Below are 18,768 nucleotides of genomic sequence, written 5' to 3' on the forward strand. Positions count from 1 at the left end.
CGGTTCAGCTATTCCGTTGGGCACTTTTCGACGCGTCGCCGCTTCCTCTGAGCATTTGCCTGGCGAATGTCGCGGCCACTCTGATTATTATAATTGGCGGCTTGATACTTTTTGCGCGGGCTGAGGCAACCGCTATGGATACCGTTTGATGAATGATATCGTTATACACGCCGAGAATGTCAGCAAACACTATCGCTTGGGTATCATCAATCACGGCACCTTGTACCGTGACCTCCAAAGCTGGTGGGCGCGGTTCCGCAATCTGCCGGACCCCAATGCCTCCGTGTCGGATTACGCTTCCGACAGACAGAACAAGGCTCGGCTTAAGAACGATATTTTTCACGCCCTGGATGATGTCTCCTTCGAGATTTCCCGCGGCGATATCGTTGGCGTAATCGGTCGCAATGGGGCAGGCAAGTCGACCCTTCTGAAGCTGATGTCTCGCATAACGCGTCCAACCTCGGGCTATATTGGCATTCGAGGCAGGATTGCGAGCCTCTTGGAAGTCGGAACCGGCTTCCACCCCGAACTCACGGGCCGCGAAAACGTTTACTTAAACGGTGCCATTCTTGGAATGACACACTCCGAAGTTCGCACGAAGTTCGATGAAATTGTCGAGTTCGCAGAAATCGGCGATTTCATCGACACCCCAGTCAAACGTTACTCTTCAGGCATGTATGTTCGACTTGCCTTTTCCGTTGCGGCACATCTGGAACCCGAAATACTTCTTGTCGATGAGGTTCTGGCAGTTGGCGACGTCAACTTCCAGAACAAATGTATGGGCCGAATGCGGGAGGTGACCAAGGCGGGCCGAACAATCATGTTCGTCAGCCATAATATGACGGCTGTAAGCAGTCTTTGCCCTCGATCCATTCTGTTGTCCGACGGTCGCGTGGCTGCCGTGGGCAGTACGTCCGATGTCATTCGCGCCTATCTCGACCGGCCTGAACTGAGCGGGAAGATAGATTTTGAAATCGACCCACAGGATGTCGACGGCAACGCGGTGATCTCTCGCCTTTCCATCCGAAACGAAGATGGCGAGCTAGCACAAACTGTTGAACTCACGAAGAATTTTATCATCGAGATGGAGTATGAACTGCGCGAGCCACTGACAGGGCTTTCCGTCGGGCTGCAGATCATGATGGAGGATGGTTATTCCCCGATCATCAGCCTGTCTGATCCGGAACTCGACGTAAGCCGCCTCGACACCCGGTCTCCAGGTTATTATCGGGCGCGAGTAGTCATTCCGGCTGGCTTGTTGAACACCGGAACCTTTTATCTCCGCGCCGGCATTTCCAGCCGTTTTTCGATCTATTCGGTGGTTGAGGGTATTCGCTTCGAAGTCGAAGACAATGTCGGGATCATCCAGATGCTGGGCCAGCAACGAAAACCATCAATTTCGGCGATCCAGCTCCCCTGGGATGTGAAGATGCTCTACCTCCGCGATTCTAAGGGCTTATTGAAATGAAGAAAGTACTTGTGACCGGCGCGGACGGCTTCATCGGCTCGCACCTCGTTGAAACCCTGACAAAGGCAGGCGTCGAAGTCCGCGCCCTTTGCCAGTACAACTCGTTTTCCAGCTGGGGCTGGCTGGACCAGTCTGAATACCGCGGCAAGTTCGAGGTCATTCTTGGAGACGTTCGCGACCCAGCGCAAWTGCGTGCCGTCGCTAAAGGCGTTGACACGATATTTCATCTAGCCGCGCTCATCGCTATTCCCTATTCCTATCAGGCGCCGTCCAGCTATGTGGACACCAACATTAATGGCACGTTGAATGTGCTTCAGGGCGCTCTCGATGCCAGCGTTGGCCGCGTCATCCAGACCTCGACCAGCGAGGTCTACGGAACGGCTCGCTTTGTCCCAATCAGCGAAAGTCATCCGCTGCAGGCACAGTCGCCCTATTCGGCGTCAAAAATCGGTGCTGACGCGATGGCATACAGTTATCATTCGAGTTTTGACCTACCGGTGACGATCGCACGGCCTTTCAACACTTTCGGCCCGCGACAATCTGCAAGGGCGGTTATTCCGACTGTGATTTCGCAGCTTCTGAGTGGACGAACGACGCTGAAGCTTGGTGCGCTCTCGCCCACCCGGGATTTCAATTTCGTGGAGGATACATGCGACGGCTTTCTGGCGCTCGCGGCCTGCACCGAAGCCATCGGACAGACGGTCAATATCGGCTCGGGCAGCGAGATATCGATCGGTGATACCGTCCAGTTGATCGCCGACATCATCGGCGTCAGCGTGGAGATCGAATGCGACGAACAGCGTTTGCGTCCGGCAAATAGCGAAGTGGAGCGTCTGTGCTGCGACAACAGCCTGATCAAGTCTCTGACAGGATTTTCGCCGCGTTACAGCTTGGAAGATGGTCTGAAAGCGACGATCGACTGGCTGCGTCAGCCGCAGAATCTGGCGAGATACAAGGCGGATATCTTCAATGTCTAGGCGCGCAGTCATTCTGGCGGGCGGAATGGGAACGCGGTTGCGGCCCTATACTGTCGTGCTTCCCAAGCCTCTGATGCCGATCGGCGACTATCCTATTCTTGAGGTGATCATTCGTCAGCTGATATCAGGCGGATTTCAGCATATAACACTTGCCGTCAACCACCAGGCCGAGTTGATCAAGGCYTTCTTCCAGGATGGCGACAAGTGGGGTGTACGCATCGACTATTCGCTCGAGGACGAGCCTCTTGGCACCATGGGGCCGCTGCGGCTGATAAAGGATCTGCCGGAGAATTTCCTGGTGATGAACGRCGACATTCTGACGGATCTCAACTATGCCGATTTTCATGATGCTCACGTCCGCGATGGGAATATATTCACGATCTCGTCCAAGACGCGTCAGCATCGCATAGACTATGGCGTTCTTGACACCGGCGAGGCCGGGCTGTTGACCGGCTTTCGAGAGAAACCGACGGCCGAATACAAAGTCAGCATGGGCGTCTACATGGTGTCTTCGAGGGCCGTTGAGCACATACCACAAGGTGGTGCCTACGGCTTTGATCAGTTGATGCTTGATCTTCTTGCGGCAGGCAAGCCGGCCACGGTTCGAGATTTTGCGGGCTATTGGCTCGATATCGGACGGCCTGACGATTATGCCTTGGCAATCGAGCAGTTTGAATCCATGCAGTCCAGGTTCTTGAATGGTTGATGCCATCGTCACCGGTGCTGGCGGTTTTCTCGGGAGCCRTCTGGTCAGACGGCTCAAGGAGGCCGGTTTTGACGTGCTTGCGCTTGACCGAGTACATGGAGATATAAGCGAAGAGCAGGTTTGGCAGGAGCTTCCCGCGGCGCGCACGCTGTTTCATCTGGCCGGCAGGACATTCGTTCCGGATAGCTGGACACAAGGACCGAGTTTCACGGCCGCCAACGTCCTCGGAACGCAACACGCTTTGAACTGGTGCAAGCGGCACAAGGCCAAACTCGTGTTCGCAAGCGCCTATGTTTACGGAGTGCCTGACCGGCTGCCGATCCATGAAAGCGATCCGGTCAGGCCGAACAACCCTTACGCTCTTTCCAAACATCTTGCCGAACAGCTTTGTGAGTTCGCCGCCACGCACGAGCAGATACCGGCGGTGGTATTGCGTCTTTTCAATATATACGGCGCAGGGCAGCGCCCCGAATTTCTGATACCGACGCTTCTGAACCAGATTCGGACGAAGCAGGAAATACAGGTCCTGGATCTCAGTCCCCGGCGTGACTATATCTTCGTCGAAGATGTCCTGAGCGCCTTTACCAAGGCCATGGACGTCGTGGAAGGCTACCATTGCATCAATATCGGCTCCGGAATGTCGTATTCGGTGCGGGAAATAATCGACATCTTGCAAGAAGCTGCCGGCACTGATCTACCTGTAGTGTCATCTTGCACAGTTCGGCGGAATGAAATACCTGACGTGCGGGCCGATATCACGCGGGCTCGCACCGTTCTCGGATGGCGGCCGGAATGGGATCTGCCGGCCGGGATGCGCGCGATGATGAAGGAGTCGTAAATTGAACGAACGTTACGTTCCGATCAACAAGGGCAACTACTCGATGGACACGGTCGAGCGCGAAGCCGCGTTCGACAAATTCCGGGGCGAAGGGTGGGAAGCCGAATACGCGGACTACCGTCGCAAGTGGTCGGAATATGCCCTGAACCAGCAGGTTTCGGATTATCCGCTGCTGGTCGATCTCGAGTTGGCATCGATCTGCAATCTGCGCTGCCCGATGTGCTATACGATCAGCGACGAGTTCAAGAAAAGTGTGAACACGACGCGGATGGACTGGGATCTCTACTGCCGTATCATCGATGAGATCGGCGGCAAGGTTCCTGCGATCCGTCTGTCGCTGCGTGGCGAGGCCACACTGCACAAGCGCTTCGCTGACTGCGTGCGCTATGCCAAGGACCATGGGATCAAGGAAGTCTCGACCCTCACCCACGGCTTCAAGCTCAACAGAGATTATTTCGCTCAGCTTGTCGACGCCGGCATCGACTGGATCACCGTTTCGATCGACGGCACCGGTGAGACCTACGAAAAGATCCGCAAGCCGATCAAGTTCGAGGCGCTACTCGACAAGATCAAGGACATCAAGAAGTACAAAGACGAGCGCGGGCTCCACCGTCCAGTCATTAAGGTGCAGGGCATCTGGCCGGCAATCAGGGAAAATCCGGATCTCTATTATGAAACCTTTGCGCCTCACGTAGATCTTGTTGCCTTCAATCCGCTGATCGACTACCTCGGAAACGATTCTGACGTTCAATATCTGGATAACTTCACCTGCCCACAACAATACCAGCGCCTCGTTATCGGCGCCGACGGGCTTGTGATGAAGTGCTCGAACGACGAGGAAAATCGCGAAGTCATTGGTGATGCGACGACGGAGACGGTACACCAGATTTGGCACGGCGAAAAAATGAATGCAGTCCGCGCCTTGCACAAAGAACCGCAGGGCTTCTTGAAAAGTGAAGTATGCCGCCGATGCTATCTGCCTCGCCTGACGGATGACGAACCGACCGAAATCTGCGGCCGGAAAGTGATTGTCCGAAATTACGTGGATCGGGCTCAGGAAATCGGAAAATAGAGAAGCAGCCGGGAGTTGTATACCGGTCGTGTGCGGGATGACATCGCACAGAGCTGGACTGAGCTGTGTTACCGCTATTGGAACGCCGGCTGTATAGTGAATTGCGGGAGTAGCAGATGTTCCGGAACTACCGACCTGACCGGTGTTATATTATCGCCGAAATCGGCGGGAATTTTACGACTTTTGATCAGGCAAGACGGCTGATCGACGAGGCCAAGGCGTCCGGCGTGGATGCTGTCAAGCTCCAGACTTATCGCGCAGAGACCCTGTCGAGCCGCAACGCCATGTTCGATATGGAAAACACCGGCGTTACCTCGCAATTCGAGCTTTTCCGTAAATATGAAATCGGTCACGAGCTTCACGAAGCGGTTTTCCGCTATGCCGAGAAGCAAGCGCTGGACTGGTTTTCGTCGCCCTCACACGAAACGGATGTCGATCTGTTGGAGAAGTGTGGAGTTGGCGCCCACAAGGTAGGTTCGGACGATGCAGTCAACATTCCCTTTCTTCGCTATCTGGCAAAAACGGGCAAGCCGATAATCTTGTCGACGGGGATGTCGACGCTCGAAGAGGTTCGGGAATCTGTCGCCGCAATCAAGGAGGCTGGCAATCAGAAGCTCATTCTGCTGCACGCCATCACAAGCTATCCGACGCATCCGGAAAATGTGAACCTGCGTGCAATGCAAACGATGATGGAGGCGTTTCCGGATCTCGACGTTGGCTATTCCGACCATACATTGAACCCTGTCGCGAGCCTTTGTGCGGTCGCGATGGGCGCCCGGGTCATCGAGCGACATTTCACCTACGACAAGGCCGCCGATGGTCCCGATCATATGCTTTCGGCCGATCCGGCGGAAATGAAATGGCTTGTGGATGCGATACGTGCGTTCGAGGTGATGAAAGGCAGTGGTCGCAAGGAACCGGCCGCCAGTGAAGCGACGACAAGATTGAACAACCGCAAAAGCATTGTCGTCAATCGACCGCTCAAAGCCGGCCATGTCTTCTCGGCCGGGGATATCTCGGTCAAACGACCTGGGACAGGGATTGAACCTAAGCATCTCGACACTCTTGCGGGGCGACGGCTCGTAAAGGATCTCGATGCGGACGCCGTTCTCCAGTGGAGCGATCTGGCGTGACGCTTGGAATCATTATCCAGGCGCGCATGGGATCGACTCGATTACCTGGAAAGGTGCTTCGCGACATTTCCGGCAAGCCGCTTCTCGAACATGTCCTGGGTAGGCTTCAGATGTTGAAGCGGCCTGCTAGGGTTGTCGTTGCAACATCATCGGCCAGCGAGAACGATGTTGTCGAAGCTTGGTGCCTTGAGCATGGCGTAAGCTGCTTTCGTGGCGACGAAGCCGATGTTCTCGATCGTTATTTTCAATGCGCAAAATCGCTTGGAATGTCCGACATTGTTCGATTGACCGCGGATAATCCTTTCACTGACATCGAGGAGCTCGAAAGGCTGATCGATTTGCACCAAAGACAGGGATTCGACTACACGCATGCGTTCGGCCAGTTGCCTATCGGCGTCGGCGCCGAAATATTTACCTTCGAAGCGCTCTCACGCAGTCATCGCGAGGGAAAGCTGCCGCACCATCGCGAGCACGTGAATGAATACTTCACCGACCGGCCGGAGTTGTTCAAGATTGGCCAGCTCGATGTGCCTCTAGCCAAAATATCCCCAAATCTGCGTCTGACGGTAGATACTGAGGAAGACTGGAGACGTGCTTGTGCTCTGGCAGCGCGGGGGGGTGGGAACTGGCTCGGGACAGAAGAAGCAATCAGACTATGTTCGTCTTCTGCATAGAAAGTTCACATGCACGCGGCATGGGGCATCTGTTTCGGTCGTTGACGCTCGCCACCGAACTGCGTTCACGCGGTCATCCGGTCCTATTTTTAGCGAACGATCATCCGAATTCGTTGAGAATCATCCGAGAGCGCGGCTTTGATGTGGCGCTTCATGACCTCGCCTCCGTGACCGGATGGGAGAATGGCTTTATCGAACCCGATGCATCATCTTCAGTCTGGATTAATGACCGCCTGAACACGCAGCGATCCCACGCTGAAGCGATTAAGCGTTTGGGCGCCAAGCTCGTTACCTTTGATGATCGTGGTGATGGCGCGGAACTTGCCGACATGAATATCTGCGCTCTCCTGTTCGAAAAGACTGAGGGTCTCAAGGGCAAGGATGTTCGGCTGGGGGTGGAGTATATGATACTCAATCCTGAAATCGCGGCGTTTCGCAGACTTCGGCAAAGCCTTGCATCAATCCTTGTCACGCTCGGYGGCGCCGATACCTACGGAGTGACCGTCCGCGTTGCCAAATGGCTGAGCAGCAAGCCTTTTCCTGTCACCATCGTTACAGGCCCGAGCTTCCAACACATGGCGGAGCTTGAAGAGGTCGTCGCGACCGCTGCACCGGGTCGGTTCAAACTGCTCAACCAGGTGCCATCGCTTGCGGCCGAGATGCATGGACACGATCTGGCGATTACCGGCGGCGGTGTTACCCCATTCGAAGCCTGTGCGGCTGGCTTGCCGTGTGTGGTGATCGCCAACGAACCTTTTGAAATCCCGGTCGGGCGTGCGCTCGAAGATCTGGGAGCGGCGTTCTTTGCCGGGCATCACTCGGCGTTCGACCTCGGCATCCTGGAAACGCCGATCCCCATCAGGACCATGAGCCAGACGGCCATGACCAAGGTGGACCTTGGCGGGGTCGGCCGCGTTGCCGATTTGCTGGAAAGACTGGCTGCATGACCATCACAGCGGTTATTCATCAGCCGGATTTCGCCTCATATCTCGGCTTTTTTCAGCGTTTTTTGAATGCCAATCTCTATATCGTTCTCGATCATGTTCAGTTTGTGCATGGTACGAGCAAGAGCTGGACGCACCGTGACAAAATAAAGACGGCACAGGGTGATCGGTGGCTCACCGTCGGAATTAGAAAGCCGAGGCTCGGCACCCCGATCAACGCCGTGGAACTGGCGCCCGGCACCGGCTGGATAGACCAAAACCTTTCCCTGCTTCGCGAAAATTATCGCAAGTCTGCCGGTTGGAGCGAGGTCTTTCCCCGTATCGAGGCCCTCTACGGCAAGCGGTTCGAGCTGTTGGCCGATTTTAACATGCATTTCCTCGAAGGCATTCTGGAGATGCTTGAGATCACCATGCCAACGGTGCGGTCGAGCACCTTAAACCCGGAAGGGCATAAGAACGAGTTGCTTGTCGAACTGCTGCGCAAAGTCGGAGCGACGCGTTATCTCTCAGGTCTGGGTGCGCGCGACTATATGCGGCCGGAACTGTTTGCCGCGGCCGGAATAGAAATCGAATGGCAGCATTTCGTCCACCCGGTTTATCCACAGCCCTTCGGCGAGTTCATTCCCTATCTCAGCATTCTCGACACACTACTGAATTGTGGTATTGCAGGCACGCGTGACCTGCTCTGGAGTTGCAAATGAATATTCTCGCGATCGGTGCCCATTTTGACGACGTGGAACTGGGCTGTGGCGGCGCATTGGCGCGCCATGCGGCAAACGGCGACACGGTGTACGTCTATGTTGCAACCGTATCCGGCTTTTCCAACCAGTATGACCAGTCCGTCCGCAGCAGTCAGGTCGCCAGGGCGGAAGCGGATGCTGCGATGGAAATTCTCGGCGTCCACAAGATGTTTTGCGGCGAGTTCAAGACGCTCCAGATCGAATTCGTCGATCCGCTGAATATCGAGATCCTCAAGCTCGTGCAGGATCTGAAGATCGACGTGGTTTACACCCACTGGGTCGGAGACATCCACCATGACCATCTGGCCTTGTCGCGGGCGTCGCTGCACAGCTGCCGCCATGTGCCGCGCCTGCTGATGTACCGCAGCAACTGGTATCATTCGACGGTCGATTTCAGGGGGAATTTCTACGTCGACATCACCTCCCATTGGGACCAGAAGGAAAAGGCGATCCTTGCCCACGAATCCGAGATGGAGCGCACCGGGCGGAAATGGGTGAGCTTCTTCCGCAATGAAGCCGAGAACGCCGGCCAGCGCATCGGTGTAAAACACGCGGAGGTTTTCGAGGTGGTAAAGTGGCTGCAGCTTTGAGGAAGATTTTGACCTTTGGCTCTATGCTGCTCCCCTATGGTGTGCATGAGCTGAAGCGCAGGCTAAAAAATCGTCACAAATTCTCTGCAGATGTCGCGAGTTCGCTGGCAGAAAATACACAGCTTGCTGGTCTGCACGCGGGGCAGCGCTGTTTTATTTTAGGCAATGGCCCAAGCGTCAAGGGCTTGGATCTGTCGCGACTTCAGGGCGAAACCGTTATAACCGTTTCCAATGGTTACCTGCACTCCGATTTCGACAAGTTCCAGTCTCGTTATCATTGTGTTCCGCAAATTACCTACGTATCGATGACATCGGAGGATGTGATCGACTGGTTTAAAGAGATGCATTCGCACTTGGGCGCCGCGGAACTGTTTCTCAGTTCCACTGAAGCGGAGCTGGTTCGAAAACACAATCTGTTTTCAGGGCGAACGGTTCGGTATCTCGTGCTCGGTGAAAGCTTCGACGAAAGAACATCAGAGGAAATCGTCGATATCTCTCAACCGGTCCCTCGTGTCGAGTCGGTGCCGGTGATGGCCTTGATGATCGCGATGTATCTTGGTTTCAAGGAGATCATCCTGCTCGGCGTCGACCACGATCGTTTCCTGTCGTCAACCTACAGATACGCGTTCGACCTCAAGGTGCAAAAGGGAAAAGATTTCACCGTAAATGTGGACGGCACCTTGACAAGGACCCTTCACGATGAATTCCAACAGCTGGCGCGACTGTGGCGGCAGTATCGAGCCATCTCAAATATTGCCAAAGCGAATGGTATCCGCATCGTCAATTCCACACCCGGCGGAGCACTGGACGAATATGAGAGGCGGCCTTTCCAGGCTTGGTTTGAAGAATGAAGCGCCTTCATCCTGAGTCAATACTGGTTGATAGAACAAACGCGCGGTTCGCTGTCGCCGATGTGTCTTTTGTGCAACGGCCAGATTTCTGTTGGTTCGTAAGGAAAGACGACAATATTTGATGCGCGTAAACGTCTTAATCCCGGTCTTCAATCGGCTTGAACATACTCGCAAAGTCATCGCGGCCTTGAGAGCCCAAACAGTTGCGGACAATATTCGAATTGTCATCATCGATGACGGCTCCACCGATGAAACGGCTGAGTTCCTCGCGGCACAGCCTGACGTGACGAGCATAAGAGGCGACGGCAATCTGTGGTGGGGCGGAGCCATAGAGGTCGGCTTGAAGCGGGTTCTGCCTGACTGCGGCCCCGAAGACTACATCCTGTTCGTCAACAATGACACGTGGTTTGGCCCGACCTATGTCGAGACATTGATACGGTGTTCACGCGAAAATCGGGACGCCATTGTCGGCAGCGTTGTTCATGAGGAGGAGAGCGATCCGCCTTTGACGGGCGTGGGACCGCACTTGAACATAAATCGCATTGCGGTATGGGACATTCTCGCCGAGTTGAGTGACGAGGAGCGCCGAAATCCCAAGCCGCTCTATAAGGCGGACGCGCTCAGCGGTCGCGGAACGTTGTTCCCCGCAGAACTGTTCAAACGGCATGGAACCATGCGTCCGCGTCTCCTGCCGCATTATATGGCCGATTACGAAATATCGATGCGCTTCGCGCGAACGGGCGTACCACTCCTTGTTTCCAGCGAAGCCATAGTTTATTCACCGCCCGTCTACGGCGCTCACGTGTCGAATACGTCTTCGTGGAAGAAACATTTTGGCCGGCGCTCGCCCCACAATGTATTTCAGCGGGTCGCGTTCTATTCTTTGATCGGCACACCTTTGCAACGGATGACAGCGCCATTGCGCATGGGGGCCTTCATGATTATCCGGACGGCGCATGCTCTGCGAGCGAAGAAATGAAAAAGGACAATGACGACGCGATGAAGAGCGATCATCAGATGCAGTGTATTGCCTGCGGTTCGAATATGGAAACATTTATCGAGCGCATATCCGACGATCGATACGGCTGCCCCGGTGTATATTCGATCGAGAGGTGCGTGTCTTGCGGTCATATGACGACGACACCGCCGCTCACGGAAGAAGACCTGCCTGGGCTTTACAGTACGTATTATCCACGCCGGGAAGTTGATTTCTCCGCGATAGAGCGAGAAGCTGCGCTGGTAAACAAGCCTTTCGCCGCTTTCAATCGTTGGATGGCCGGCACCGATCATCAAGGCCACTATCTGGCGCAGCCTGGTGAGAAAGTACTGGATGTCGGTTGCGGCTCATGCATTTCACTCCTTGAAATGCGCAACAAGGGTATTGAAAGCTGGGGGATCGAGGCGGATCCGAATGTGCGGACAATCGCTGATCATTTCGGTCTGCAGGTCCATATCGGCAACATTTACGATCTGCCTTTTCCCGACATGAAGTTCGACCTGATTGTATTGAACCAGGTGCTCGAACATGTGCCGGATCCCTCGGCCATGCTGCAGGCGGTAAGAGAACGTCTCACCCCCCAGGGTCGCGTGATCATGGCGTTCCCCAATACGGGCTCGTTTCATCACAAGATCTGGAAAGACCGCTGGATCAATTGGCACATTCCCTATCACCAAAATCATTTCAACCGCACCTCTTTTACCAAACTCGCCGGCAAGTTTGGTTACAAGGTCGAAAACGTCAGAACGGTTACGCCTAATCTCTGGTCGGTCCTGCAATTACGCACCGCACGCGAGCGGAAGCAGGAGGGTAAGTCATCATCCACCTGGACGCACAATGCTGATGCAATCCAAGTCAGGCCACCGTTCTTCACTCGGCTGAAGAACGTAGCCCTATCGCGTGGCGCACGTGGGGCCGGGATGGTGATGGGATTGGGCAATCGAATTCTGGATGCCGCAGGCAAGGGCGACAGCCTTCTCTTCGTGCTAAGGCCGATCTAGAAATTCCAGCCCGCTCTCCCGCAAGGTCAGGCGATCGCACGTAGGAGAATTCAACGGAACGCTCCAACTGCATAGGAGCGGATATGCGAGCACGGGTGCAGTTCAAGCTCACGCCGCAAGGCCTGGATACAATGAGGTATGACGTGTCAAGAACCGGAAGAAGTTGCTTCGAAATGTCGAGGGGCGCAGGACGGAGCCGAATGCTCGAGCCCCCGGCTAGCAGGATGCCCTTGCGCAGCTTTTTCTTCGAAGACAAGGGACCTTCTACATTGATCAAGGATAATCTGCAGTACTGGATTGCGACGCCGCCTTTCCGTCTGCTACGGGTTGGCCAGATTTCGCCCTTTAGAATGTAAGCAAGACACCCGTCAAAATGGCTGCAGACACCGCCGATCCACGTACTCCCCGGATAAGCCTCATCACTGTTTGCTGGAACGCCGAGCGGACCATTGCCGATACGTTGCGGTCCATCGACACGCAAACCTACCGCGATTTCGAGCACATCATCATTGACGGTGGCTCAAGCGATTCCACGCTCGCCATCATCGCTTTGGCGCCGGCGGACAACCGCCGCGTACTTTCGGGACGGGACGGCGGTATCTATGAGGCCATGAACAAGGGGATTGGCCTTGCGAGCGGCGACATCATCGGCTTCTTGAACGCGGACGACACTTTCGAGAGCAGCGACTCGCTCGAAATCGTGGCGGCCGCGCTGGACGATGAAGCCTATGACGGCTGCTATGGCGATCTCATCTATGTTTCCAACCAGCATCCCGATCGCAAAGTCCGTTATTGGAAATCCTGTGCGTTTGAATCCGGTACATTTGGACGCGGCTGGTGTCCGCCGCATCCTACATTCTATGTTCGGCGTCGCATCTATGAACGGTTTGGGACGTTCGATCTGCGTTATCGGCTGGCAGCCGACGTCGAGCTTATGATGCGATTTCTGGAAGTCGCGCGCATCAGGACCCTTTATATCCCCCGCTTGTTGGTGAGGATGCGCTTGGGGGGCGCCACAAACAAAAACATTCAGAACATATCGCGTCAGAACAAGGAAGTGCTGCGTGCCCTTGCTGACCACGGCTTAAGGGTCTCGACCCTCATGTTCTGGGCATCGAAGCTTGTGAACCGCCTCGGTCAGTTCGTGAAACGAAATCGATAGCAGGATTTATCAAGTCCGATTTCAGGCCGGGGCCAATAGCAGGTCAGACCGCCACTTTCCCCCGCACCCCTTCCGCAATTGCCGTCATCCTGTCAGCCGCGGCATGGCCGATCAGCATGAAGGCGTGCGTGCCGTTCGACCAGTAGACGACGTTCATGCCCTTGCGGCTTTCGAGATCCGGCGCTTTGGGACCGGCATCGGAGCGGACAATGCAGAGCGCCATCGGGCCGGTCTCGGGGTCGAGATAGGCGACCTGGGCAAGCGCCTTACCGTCATATTGCAGCAGCAGGGCGCGTTTGAAATCGATCCCCGGGAGCGAGACGGCTTCAGGGGAGAGTGACAGGCCGAGCTTTTCGTCAAGACTGGCGAGCTGGGCGGCCTGGTCCTCCCTGCCAGGGACGGGGCCGGCGAGCGTTTCCGCGGTATAGAGCGAGATATAGTCGGCGACCACGGCGCGCCATTCGCTGTTTTCGTCCTTTGCCGAAAAGCCTTTGCCGATGCCGATGACGGCGCGGTCGATGGCGATGCCGACGACAAGCGAGGCGGCGAGCGCGCCGAGGAAGCGGCGACGGCTGGCGAATGCGGGCGTGGAGGCTGGTCTTGCGCTCGGCTGCGCCGGGATGGCGGCAAGCATCGTCTCCAGCTTCTCGCGCGGGGCTTCCGACAGCAGCGGGGCGAAGGCCTGCTTGAACGGCAGGCTGGCGCGCGCCAGGAATTCCAGCCGTTCGGCGGTGCTCTCGTCTTCCTCCACCATGGTTTGAATGCGCGCGGCCTCTTCGGCCGTCAGCTCGCCGTCGATGAAGGCGGTCAGGTCCTCGTCGGAGGGAATGGTGTGTTTCGTGTTCATTGCCGTCCCCCTTCCGATCCGGCGCCGGAGAGCTTGGCGCGGGCAGCAGCCAGCCGGCTCATCACGGTTCCGATCGGGATATCCAGTATGCCTGCAACCTCGCGATAGGAAAGTCCTTCCACATAGGCGAGGAAAACCACCGTCCTCTGCGCCTCGGGCAGCGCAATCACCTGTTTCAGCACCTGATGGGCCATCACATGCGTTTCGGTGTCGTGCGCGCCGTCGAAGGTCAGCGTCTCCCCGGCATCGACGAAACCCTGGCCCTGGCGCACCCGGCGGGAGCGAATTTCGTTCAGCCAGATCGAGTGCAGGATCGAAAACAGCCAACGGTCGAGCCGGGTGCCGGGGATGAACTGATCGGCGCGCTCCAGCGCACGAAGGCAGGTCGCCTGGACCAGGTCGTCGGCGACATCGCGCTGATGCGAGAGAACGAGACCATAACGCCAGAGCCTTGCCAGATTTTCCGTCAGGCCGCTTCTGATATCCGCTTCGCTCGCGATGGCCGCCTCCGCCAATCCTGCATCCCTTGGAACCGCCGGATGAACCGGCGATTCCATTCTCGCGCGACTATAGGCAGGAATTATGCTGCGCGCGACCGACATTCTCACATCCCTTTCGTGGTTCCGTTTTCTCGCCCGTGGCCGGCCGATCAGATCTTCGAAGGTTCGAGGATTGCGGCGTTCAAGTCCTGATATTCCTCGCAGCCGGTGCCGCAGATCGCCTTGATCGTGTTCAACTGGTCCTTGGCGAGATCGAGCTGACCCTTGATGACATAGGCTTCGCCGAGATATTCGCGGACCTTGGCATATTGCGGGTCCATCTTCACCGACTGCAGGTAGTAGGAGATGCCTTCGTCGGTGCGGCCGAGCTTGCGGGTGGCATAGCCGCGATAATTCAGCACTTCCGCGGTGTTCTGGTCCTTGACGGTGTCGAGCACGGCAAGCGCCTCTTCATAACGACCGGCCTTGGCCAGCGAATAGGCATAGTCGGCGCGGTTCTCGTCGGAGACGTTGGCGCTCTGCTGCTTGACGCATTTCTTGGTCTTCTGGTCGTAGATCTCGCCCTTCTTGCAGGTGGGCGTTGTGCTACTGTTATCACCAACCGCAAAGACCGGGCCGGAGAAAACAGAAGCGACAAGGCAGCCGCCGAGAACGATGGAAGCGATGCGGGCTGTCATGATCGTCATAGGGAAACTCCTCTAGAAATGACGTTGCGAGGAGAGAACACCGCTGCTTCGGACTTTATTCGGCTGCTCCCCGCATTTTTTTCATCACGGTTTCGTGAAGCACGCTGATCCGAATAATTTCGGCGTAGGCGTGTTCTCAGTCGTTGCGCCGGGAACGACAAGGAGAACTCCGTGACCGATACCGTGAAACTCGTCAGCCTCGCCGTCGCTACACCAGAACATGTCATTTTCCAGAAACAGGCGGTCGAAGCCTCGGCCCGGCTGTTTGCCGACCGCTTCGAGGATTTCCGCCATCTTGCCCGCGTCTTCGACAGCGCCGGTATCGAAAAGCGTCATGCGGCGCGGCCGCTTGCCTGGTTCGACGAGCCGCATGGTTGGCAGGACCGGATGCAGGCCTTTGCAGAGGTGGCAGGCGGGCTATTCGTCGAGGCTGCCAGCTCCGCCCTTCGCCAGGCAGGGCTTGAGGCCAGCGATGTCGACTGTGTCGTGACCGTCTCCTCCACCGGCTTTACGACGCCGAGCCTCGATGCACAGCTTAGCCGCAGGATGGGTTTCAGACCCGATATCGAACGCGTGCCGGTCTTCGGGCTCGGCTGTGCGGCTGGCGTGTCAGGCTTTGCGATCGCCTCGCGGCTGGCGCGAAGCCGGCCGGGCACTGTTGTGCTTTTCGTCTCGATCGAGCTTTGCACGCTCGCCTTCCGGCTGGACGAGCTGACGCGGCCGAACATCATCGCGACAGCGCTTTTTGGCGATGGCGCTGCCGCCTGCGTGCTGCGATCAGGCGAAGACGGGCTGGCGGAGGTGGAGTCGACCGGCGAACATCTCTTTCCCGACACGCTCGATATCATGGGCTGGAAGATCGACGACGGCGGCTTCGGCATCGTACTGGCGCAATCGCTGCCGCCCTTTGCCGAAAAGGAGCTTGGCCCGGCGGTGGGGGCTATTCTGGCGCGCAACGGGCTGAAACCGGAGGATATCGACCGCTTCATCTGCCATCCCGGCGGCACGAAGGTGCTGGCCGCGATGGAGAGCGCGCTTTCGCTGGTGCCGGGCACGCTCGATCACGAGCGCGCCGTGCTTGCCGAATATGGCAACATGTCCTCGCCAACCATCCTGTTCGTGCTGGAGCGGGCAATCCGCGCCGGGTTGCCGGAGCGTTCCGCGATGATCGCCATGGGGCCGGGCTTTTCGGCCAGCTGCGTGACGCTGCGGAGGGCGGCATGATGTGGCCGTCGATCGCGCTTCTGGCATTCGTGACGCTGCAGCGGCTGGCGGAACTCGTGCTCGCGCGGCGCAACACGGCGGCGCTTCTTGCCAGAGGCGCCAGAGAGGTGGCGCCTGAGCATTATCCCACCATGGTGGCGCTGCATGCCGGCTGGATCATCGGGCTTTGGCTGCTTGCACCGGGCAGGCCGGTCGCGCTCTTCTGGTTTTTCGTGTTCATGGGGCTGCAGGCGCTGCGGCTCTGGGTGCTGGCGACGCTGAAAGACCGCTGGACGACGCGCATCATCGTCCTGCCCGGCGCGCCGCTCGTCAGATCCGGGCCCTATCGCCTCCTCCGCCATCCGAACTATGCGATCGTCGTCGGCGAGATCGCCGTCCTTCCGTTCGCCTTCGGCCTGCCGCTTTACGCGATCGTCTTTTCCCTTCTCAACGCGCTTATCCTCTGTGTCCGCGTCAAGGCTGAAAATGCCGCACTGAAAAGCGCAATGATTTTGAAATGAAGGCGATTTTCCGTTTGCGTCGCGGTATCGGCGCGGGCATTTTCACCGCGTTAGACAAAGCGGAATGCAAGCGGAAATGACGAAGAACGCAATCGTGCTCGGCGCCGGCATCGTCGGGGTTTCCACGGCCATCCATCTTCAGCGGCGCGGCCGGCAGGTGACGCTGATCGACCGGAAGGATCCGGGCAACGAAACCTCGTTCGGCAATGCCGGCCTGATCCAGCGCGAAGGTGTTATGCCTTATGGCTTTCCCCAGCAGCTCGGGCTTTTGCTGCGTTATGCGCTGAATAACCGCATCGATGCACATTATCACCTGCGCACGCTGCCGAGCCAGATCGCCTTTCTCGCTCGCTACTGGTGGAATTCCAATGCGCGCCGCCATGCGAACATCACCCGGGCCTATGCGCCGCTGATCGAAAATTCGGTTGTCGAACACAAGGATCTGATCGAGGCGTCGCAGGCCGAAGCGCTGATCCGCAAGGACGGCTGGATGAAGATTTTCCGCAGTGAAGCCAAGCGCGACGCGGCTTTTGCAGAGGCAGCACTTTGGCAGAATGAATTCGGCGTCGAGTATGACAGCCTGACCTCGGCCGATATCACCCGCATGGAGCCTCATATGATGACCAGCGATTTCGCCGGCGGCATCCGCTGGCGCGACCCCTGGTCGGTGCTCGACCCGCATGCGCTGACATCGGCCTATCGCCGCTATTTCGAGAGCCTCGGTGGCCGGTTCGTCGCGGGCGACGCCGCCTCGCTCGGTCCGTTCGGCTCCGGCTGGAAAATCATGACCGCGGAAGGTCCGCTCGAAGCCGACGATGCTGTGATGGCGCTCGGCCCCTGGGCGGCCGTTGCGACGCGCCGGCTCGGCTACTCCTTCCCGCTCGGCGTCAAGCGCGGCTATCACATGCACTATGCCACCGAGGGCAATGCCCTGCTCAACAACTGGACGCTCGATGCCGAACGCGGCTATCTCCTTGCGCCGATGAACCGCGGCATCCGCCTGACGACAGGGGCGGAATTTGCAACGCTCGACGCGCCGAAGACGCCGGTCCAGCTCGGCCGCGCCGAAGCCGCGGCGCGCACGATCTTCCCGCTCGGCGGCAGGCTCGATCCCGAACCCTGGATGGGCGCGCGCCCCTGCACGCCAGACATGATGCCGATCATCGGCAAGGCGCCGCGCCATCAGGGCCTGTGGTTTGCCTTCGGCCATGCCCATCACGGGCTGACGCTCGGGCCAGTGACCGGCCGTGTGCTTGCCGAAGTCATCACCGGCGAGACGCCGTTCATCGATATTGCGGCCTATTCGCCGCAGCGTTTCAAGCCGTGACGCCGAGTATGGCGAGACCTTTCAAGGCCGTTGCCGTAATACCTTCCACCGAGTCGTCGATATCGACAGTGACGACGCCCGGCTCATCTGTGGGCACCTCAAGCGTCGCCAGCTGGCTGTCGAGCAGCGAGRCCGGCATGAAATGTCCCCTGCGCTCGCCCATACGCTTCATCAGCAGCGCCCTGGAACCTTCGAGATAGACGAAGAACAGATAGCCGCCGGCAGCAGCCCTGAGCCTGTCGCGATAGAGACGCTTCAGCGCCGAGCAGGAGACGATAATGCCCTCGCCTTTTTCCAGCGAGGCCTTGATGTCTTCGCCGATGCGGTCGAGCCAGGGCATCCGGTCCTCATCGGTCAGCGGAATGCCCTTCGACATCTTTTCGACATTGGCGGCGGGATGGAGCGCATCACCTTCGACGAAGGCCAGGTGCAGAGCTTCGGCGAGTTTCTCGCCGACAGAGGATTTGCCGCAGCCGCTGACCCCCATGACGATGATCGCATGAGGCCTGTTCATCTGCTCATCCGGCATGT

Annotated in this window: 21 protein-coding genes and 1 pseudogene; 17 read left to right on the forward strand and 5 right to left on the reverse strand. The window is 57.4% G+C overall.

The window, feature by feature from the left end; translation table 11 throughout:
* Nucleotides 1-148 precede the first annotated feature (148 nt).
* From AC1ECN_RS02535 to AC1ECN_RS02595, 13 genes are all read left to right on the forward strand, one after another.
* Nucleotides 149-1,468 (forward strand): ABC transporter ATP-binding protein, encoded by a 1,320-nt coding sequence (locus tag AC1ECN_RS02535; protein WP_130671984.1) that lies wholly within the window; start codon nucleotides 149-151, stop codon nucleotides 1,466-1,468.
* Entirely contained in the window at nucleotides 1,465-2,445 is a 981-nt protein-coding gene (locus tag AC1ECN_RS02540) for an NAD-dependent 4,6-dehydratase LegB (RefSeq protein WP_477952099.1), read from the forward strand. Before AC1ECN_RS02535 ends, AC1ECN_RS02540 begins: the two co-directional genes overlap by 4 nt.
* A complete protein-coding gene (locus tag AC1ECN_RS02545; RefSeq protein ID WP_477952101.1) occupies nucleotides 2,438-3,151 on the forward strand; it encodes a nucleotidyltransferase family protein in 714 nt (237 codons plus the stop codon). The genes AC1ECN_RS02540 and AC1ECN_RS02545 overlap by 8 nt, the downstream gene beginning before the upstream one ends.
* The gene (locus AC1ECN_RS02550) at nucleotides 3,144-3,989 is read left to right on the forward strand and encodes an NAD-dependent epimerase/dehydratase family protein (RefSeq protein ID WP_477952103.1); all 846 of its coding nucleotides are present in this window, start codon (nucleotides 3,144-3,146) and stop codon (nucleotides 3,987-3,989) included. Before AC1ECN_RS02545 ends, AC1ECN_RS02550 begins: the two co-directional genes overlap by 8 nt.
* 1 nt (nucleotide 3,990) lies before the next feature.
* Nucleotides 3,991-5,061, forward strand: a complete 1,071-nt coding sequence (locus tag AC1ECN_RS02555) for a radical SAM/SPASM domain-containing protein (protein ID WP_003545680.1) — start codon at nucleotides 3,991-3,993, stop codon at nucleotides 5,059-5,061.
* Between the two features lie 116 nt (nucleotides 5,062-5,177).
* Nucleotides 5,178-6,194 (forward strand): N-acetylneuraminate synthase family protein, encoded by a 1,017-nt coding sequence (locus AC1ECN_RS02560; protein ID WP_130671982.1) that lies wholly within the window; start codon nucleotides 5,178-5,180, stop codon nucleotides 6,192-6,194.
* Nucleotides 6,191-6,868 carry a cytidylyltransferase domain-containing protein gene (locus AC1ECN_RS02565; RefSeq protein WP_130671981.1) on the forward strand — a complete coding sequence of 226 codons (678 nt, stop codon included), beginning with the start codon at nucleotides 6,191-6,193 and terminating at the stop codon, nucleotides 6,866-6,868. Before AC1ECN_RS02560 ends, AC1ECN_RS02565 begins: the two co-directional genes overlap by 4 nt.
* The gene (locus AC1ECN_RS02570; protein ID WP_024321389.1) at nucleotides 6,850-7,815 is read left to right on the forward strand and encodes a PseG/SpsG family protein; all 966 of its coding nucleotides are present in this window, start codon (nucleotides 6,850-6,852) and stop codon (nucleotides 7,813-7,815) included. The genes AC1ECN_RS02565 and AC1ECN_RS02570 overlap by 19 nt, the downstream gene beginning before the upstream one ends.
* Nucleotides 7,812-8,513, forward strand: coding sequence for a WbqC family protein (locus tag AC1ECN_RS02575; RefSeq protein ID WP_024321390.1), 702 nt, complete (start codon nucleotides 7,812-7,814; stop codon nucleotides 8,511-8,513). The genes AC1ECN_RS02570 and AC1ECN_RS02575 overlap by 4 nt, the downstream gene beginning before the upstream one ends.
* Nucleotides 8,510-9,142, forward strand: a complete 633-nt coding sequence (locus AC1ECN_RS02580) for a PIG-L deacetylase family protein (RefSeq protein ID WP_130671980.1) — start codon at nucleotides 8,510-8,512, stop codon at nucleotides 9,140-9,142. Before AC1ECN_RS02575 ends, AC1ECN_RS02580 begins: the two co-directional genes overlap by 4 nt.
* The gene (locus tag AC1ECN_RS02585; RefSeq protein WP_130671979.1) at nucleotides 9,127-9,993 is read left to right on the forward strand and encodes a motility associated factor glycosyltransferase family protein; all 867 of its coding nucleotides are present in this window, start codon (nucleotides 9,127-9,129) and stop codon (nucleotides 9,991-9,993) included. The genes AC1ECN_RS02580 and AC1ECN_RS02585 overlap by 16 nt, the downstream gene beginning before the upstream one ends.
* Before the next feature lie 121 nt (nucleotides 9,994-10,114).
* Nucleotides 10,115-10,972 carry a glycosyltransferase family 2 protein gene (locus AC1ECN_RS02590; RefSeq protein ID WP_024321393.1) on the forward strand — a complete coding sequence of 286 codons (858 nt, stop codon included), beginning with the start codon at nucleotides 10,115-10,117 and terminating at the stop codon, nucleotides 10,970-10,972.
* Nucleotides 10,969-11,991 (forward strand): class I SAM-dependent methyltransferase, encoded by a 1,023-nt coding sequence (locus AC1ECN_RS02595; protein WP_024321394.1) that lies wholly within the window; start codon nucleotides 10,969-10,971, stop codon nucleotides 11,989-11,991. The genes AC1ECN_RS02590 and AC1ECN_RS02595 overlap by 4 nt, the downstream gene beginning before the upstream one ends.
* A 145-nt stretch (nucleotides 11,992-12,136) precedes the next feature.
* Here the strand turns inward: AC1ECN_RS02595 and AC1ECN_RS02600 are convergent.
* Nucleotides 12,137-12,247: pseudogene (locus AC1ECN_RS02600) on the reverse strand (glucose-1-phosphate thymidylyltransferase RfbA); the annotation flags it as partial.
* Between the two features lie 117 nt (nucleotides 12,248-12,364).
* Between AC1ECN_RS02600 and AC1ECN_RS02605 the strand changes: the two are divergent.
* Entirely contained in the window at nucleotides 12,365-13,153 is a 789-nt protein-coding gene (locus tag AC1ECN_RS02605) for a glycosyltransferase family 2 protein (protein ID WP_024321396.1), read from the forward strand.
* Between the two features lie 43 nt (nucleotides 13,154-13,196).
* Here AC1ECN_RS02605 and AC1ECN_RS02610 read toward each other — a convergent pair whose 3' ends face one another.
* Genes AC1ECN_RS02610 through AC1ECN_RS02620 form a run of 3 tightly spaced genes read right to left on the reverse strand, consistent with a single transcriptional unit; the run spans nucleotide 13,197 to nucleotide 15,186 of the window.
* A complete protein-coding gene (locus tag AC1ECN_RS02610) occupies nucleotides 13,197-14,000 on the reverse strand; it encodes an anti-sigma factor family protein (protein ID WP_130660950.1) in 804 nt (267 codons plus the stop codon).
* Nucleotides 13,997-14,602 (reverse strand): RNA polymerase sigma factor, encoded by a 606-nt coding sequence (locus AC1ECN_RS02615; protein WP_130660949.1) that lies wholly within the window; start codon nucleotides 14,600-14,602, stop codon nucleotides 13,997-13,999. Before AC1ECN_RS02615 ends, AC1ECN_RS02610 begins: the two co-directional genes overlap by 4 nt.
* A gap of 47 nt (nucleotides 14,603-14,649) precedes the next feature.
* On the reverse strand, nucleotides 14,650-15,186 hold the full coding sequence (locus AC1ECN_RS02620) for a tetratricopeptide repeat protein (RefSeq protein WP_130660948.1): 537 nt from the start codon (nucleotides 15,184-15,186) through the stop codon (nucleotides 14,650-14,652).
* Between the two features lie 171 nt (nucleotides 15,187-15,357).
* Between AC1ECN_RS02620 and AC1ECN_RS02625 the strand changes: the two genes are divergently transcribed.
* The 3 genes from AC1ECN_RS02625 to AC1ECN_RS02635 all read left to right on the forward strand — a co-directional run bounded on the left by AC1ECN_RS02625 (nucleotide 15,358) and on the right by AC1ECN_RS02635 (nucleotide 18,237).
* Nucleotides 15,358-16,410: a type III polyketide synthase gene (locus AC1ECN_RS02625; protein ID WP_024321399.1), complete on the forward strand. Its 1,053-nt coding sequence runs from the start codon at nucleotides 15,358-15,360 to the stop codon at nucleotides 16,408-16,410.
* Nucleotides 16,407-16,910, forward strand: a complete 504-nt coding sequence (locus tag AC1ECN_RS02630) for an isoprenylcysteine carboxyl methyltransferase family protein (RefSeq protein ID WP_477952112.1) — start codon at nucleotides 16,407-16,409, stop codon at nucleotides 16,908-16,910. The genes AC1ECN_RS02625 and AC1ECN_RS02630 overlap by 4 nt, the downstream gene beginning before the upstream one ends.
* 76 nt (nucleotides 16,911-16,986) lie before the next feature.
* Nucleotides 16,987-18,237, forward strand: coding sequence for an NAD(P)/FAD-dependent oxidoreductase (locus AC1ECN_RS02635; protein ID WP_018070260.1), 1,251 nt, complete (start codon nucleotides 16,987-16,989; stop codon nucleotides 18,235-18,237).
* Here the strand turns inward: AC1ECN_RS02635 and AC1ECN_RS02640 are convergent.
* Complete coding sequence (locus AC1ECN_RS02640) at nucleotides 18,227-18,766, reverse strand: gluconokinase (protein WP_477952114.1); 540 nt, start codon at nucleotides 18,764-18,766, stop codon at nucleotides 18,227-18,229. The two genes, AC1ECN_RS02635 and AC1ECN_RS02640, sit on opposite strands and share 11 nt — an antisense overlap.
* Nucleotides 18,767-18,768: the final 2 nt, after the last annotated feature.

Source organism: Rhizobium sp. 01N447_2 (assembly GCF_056399245.1).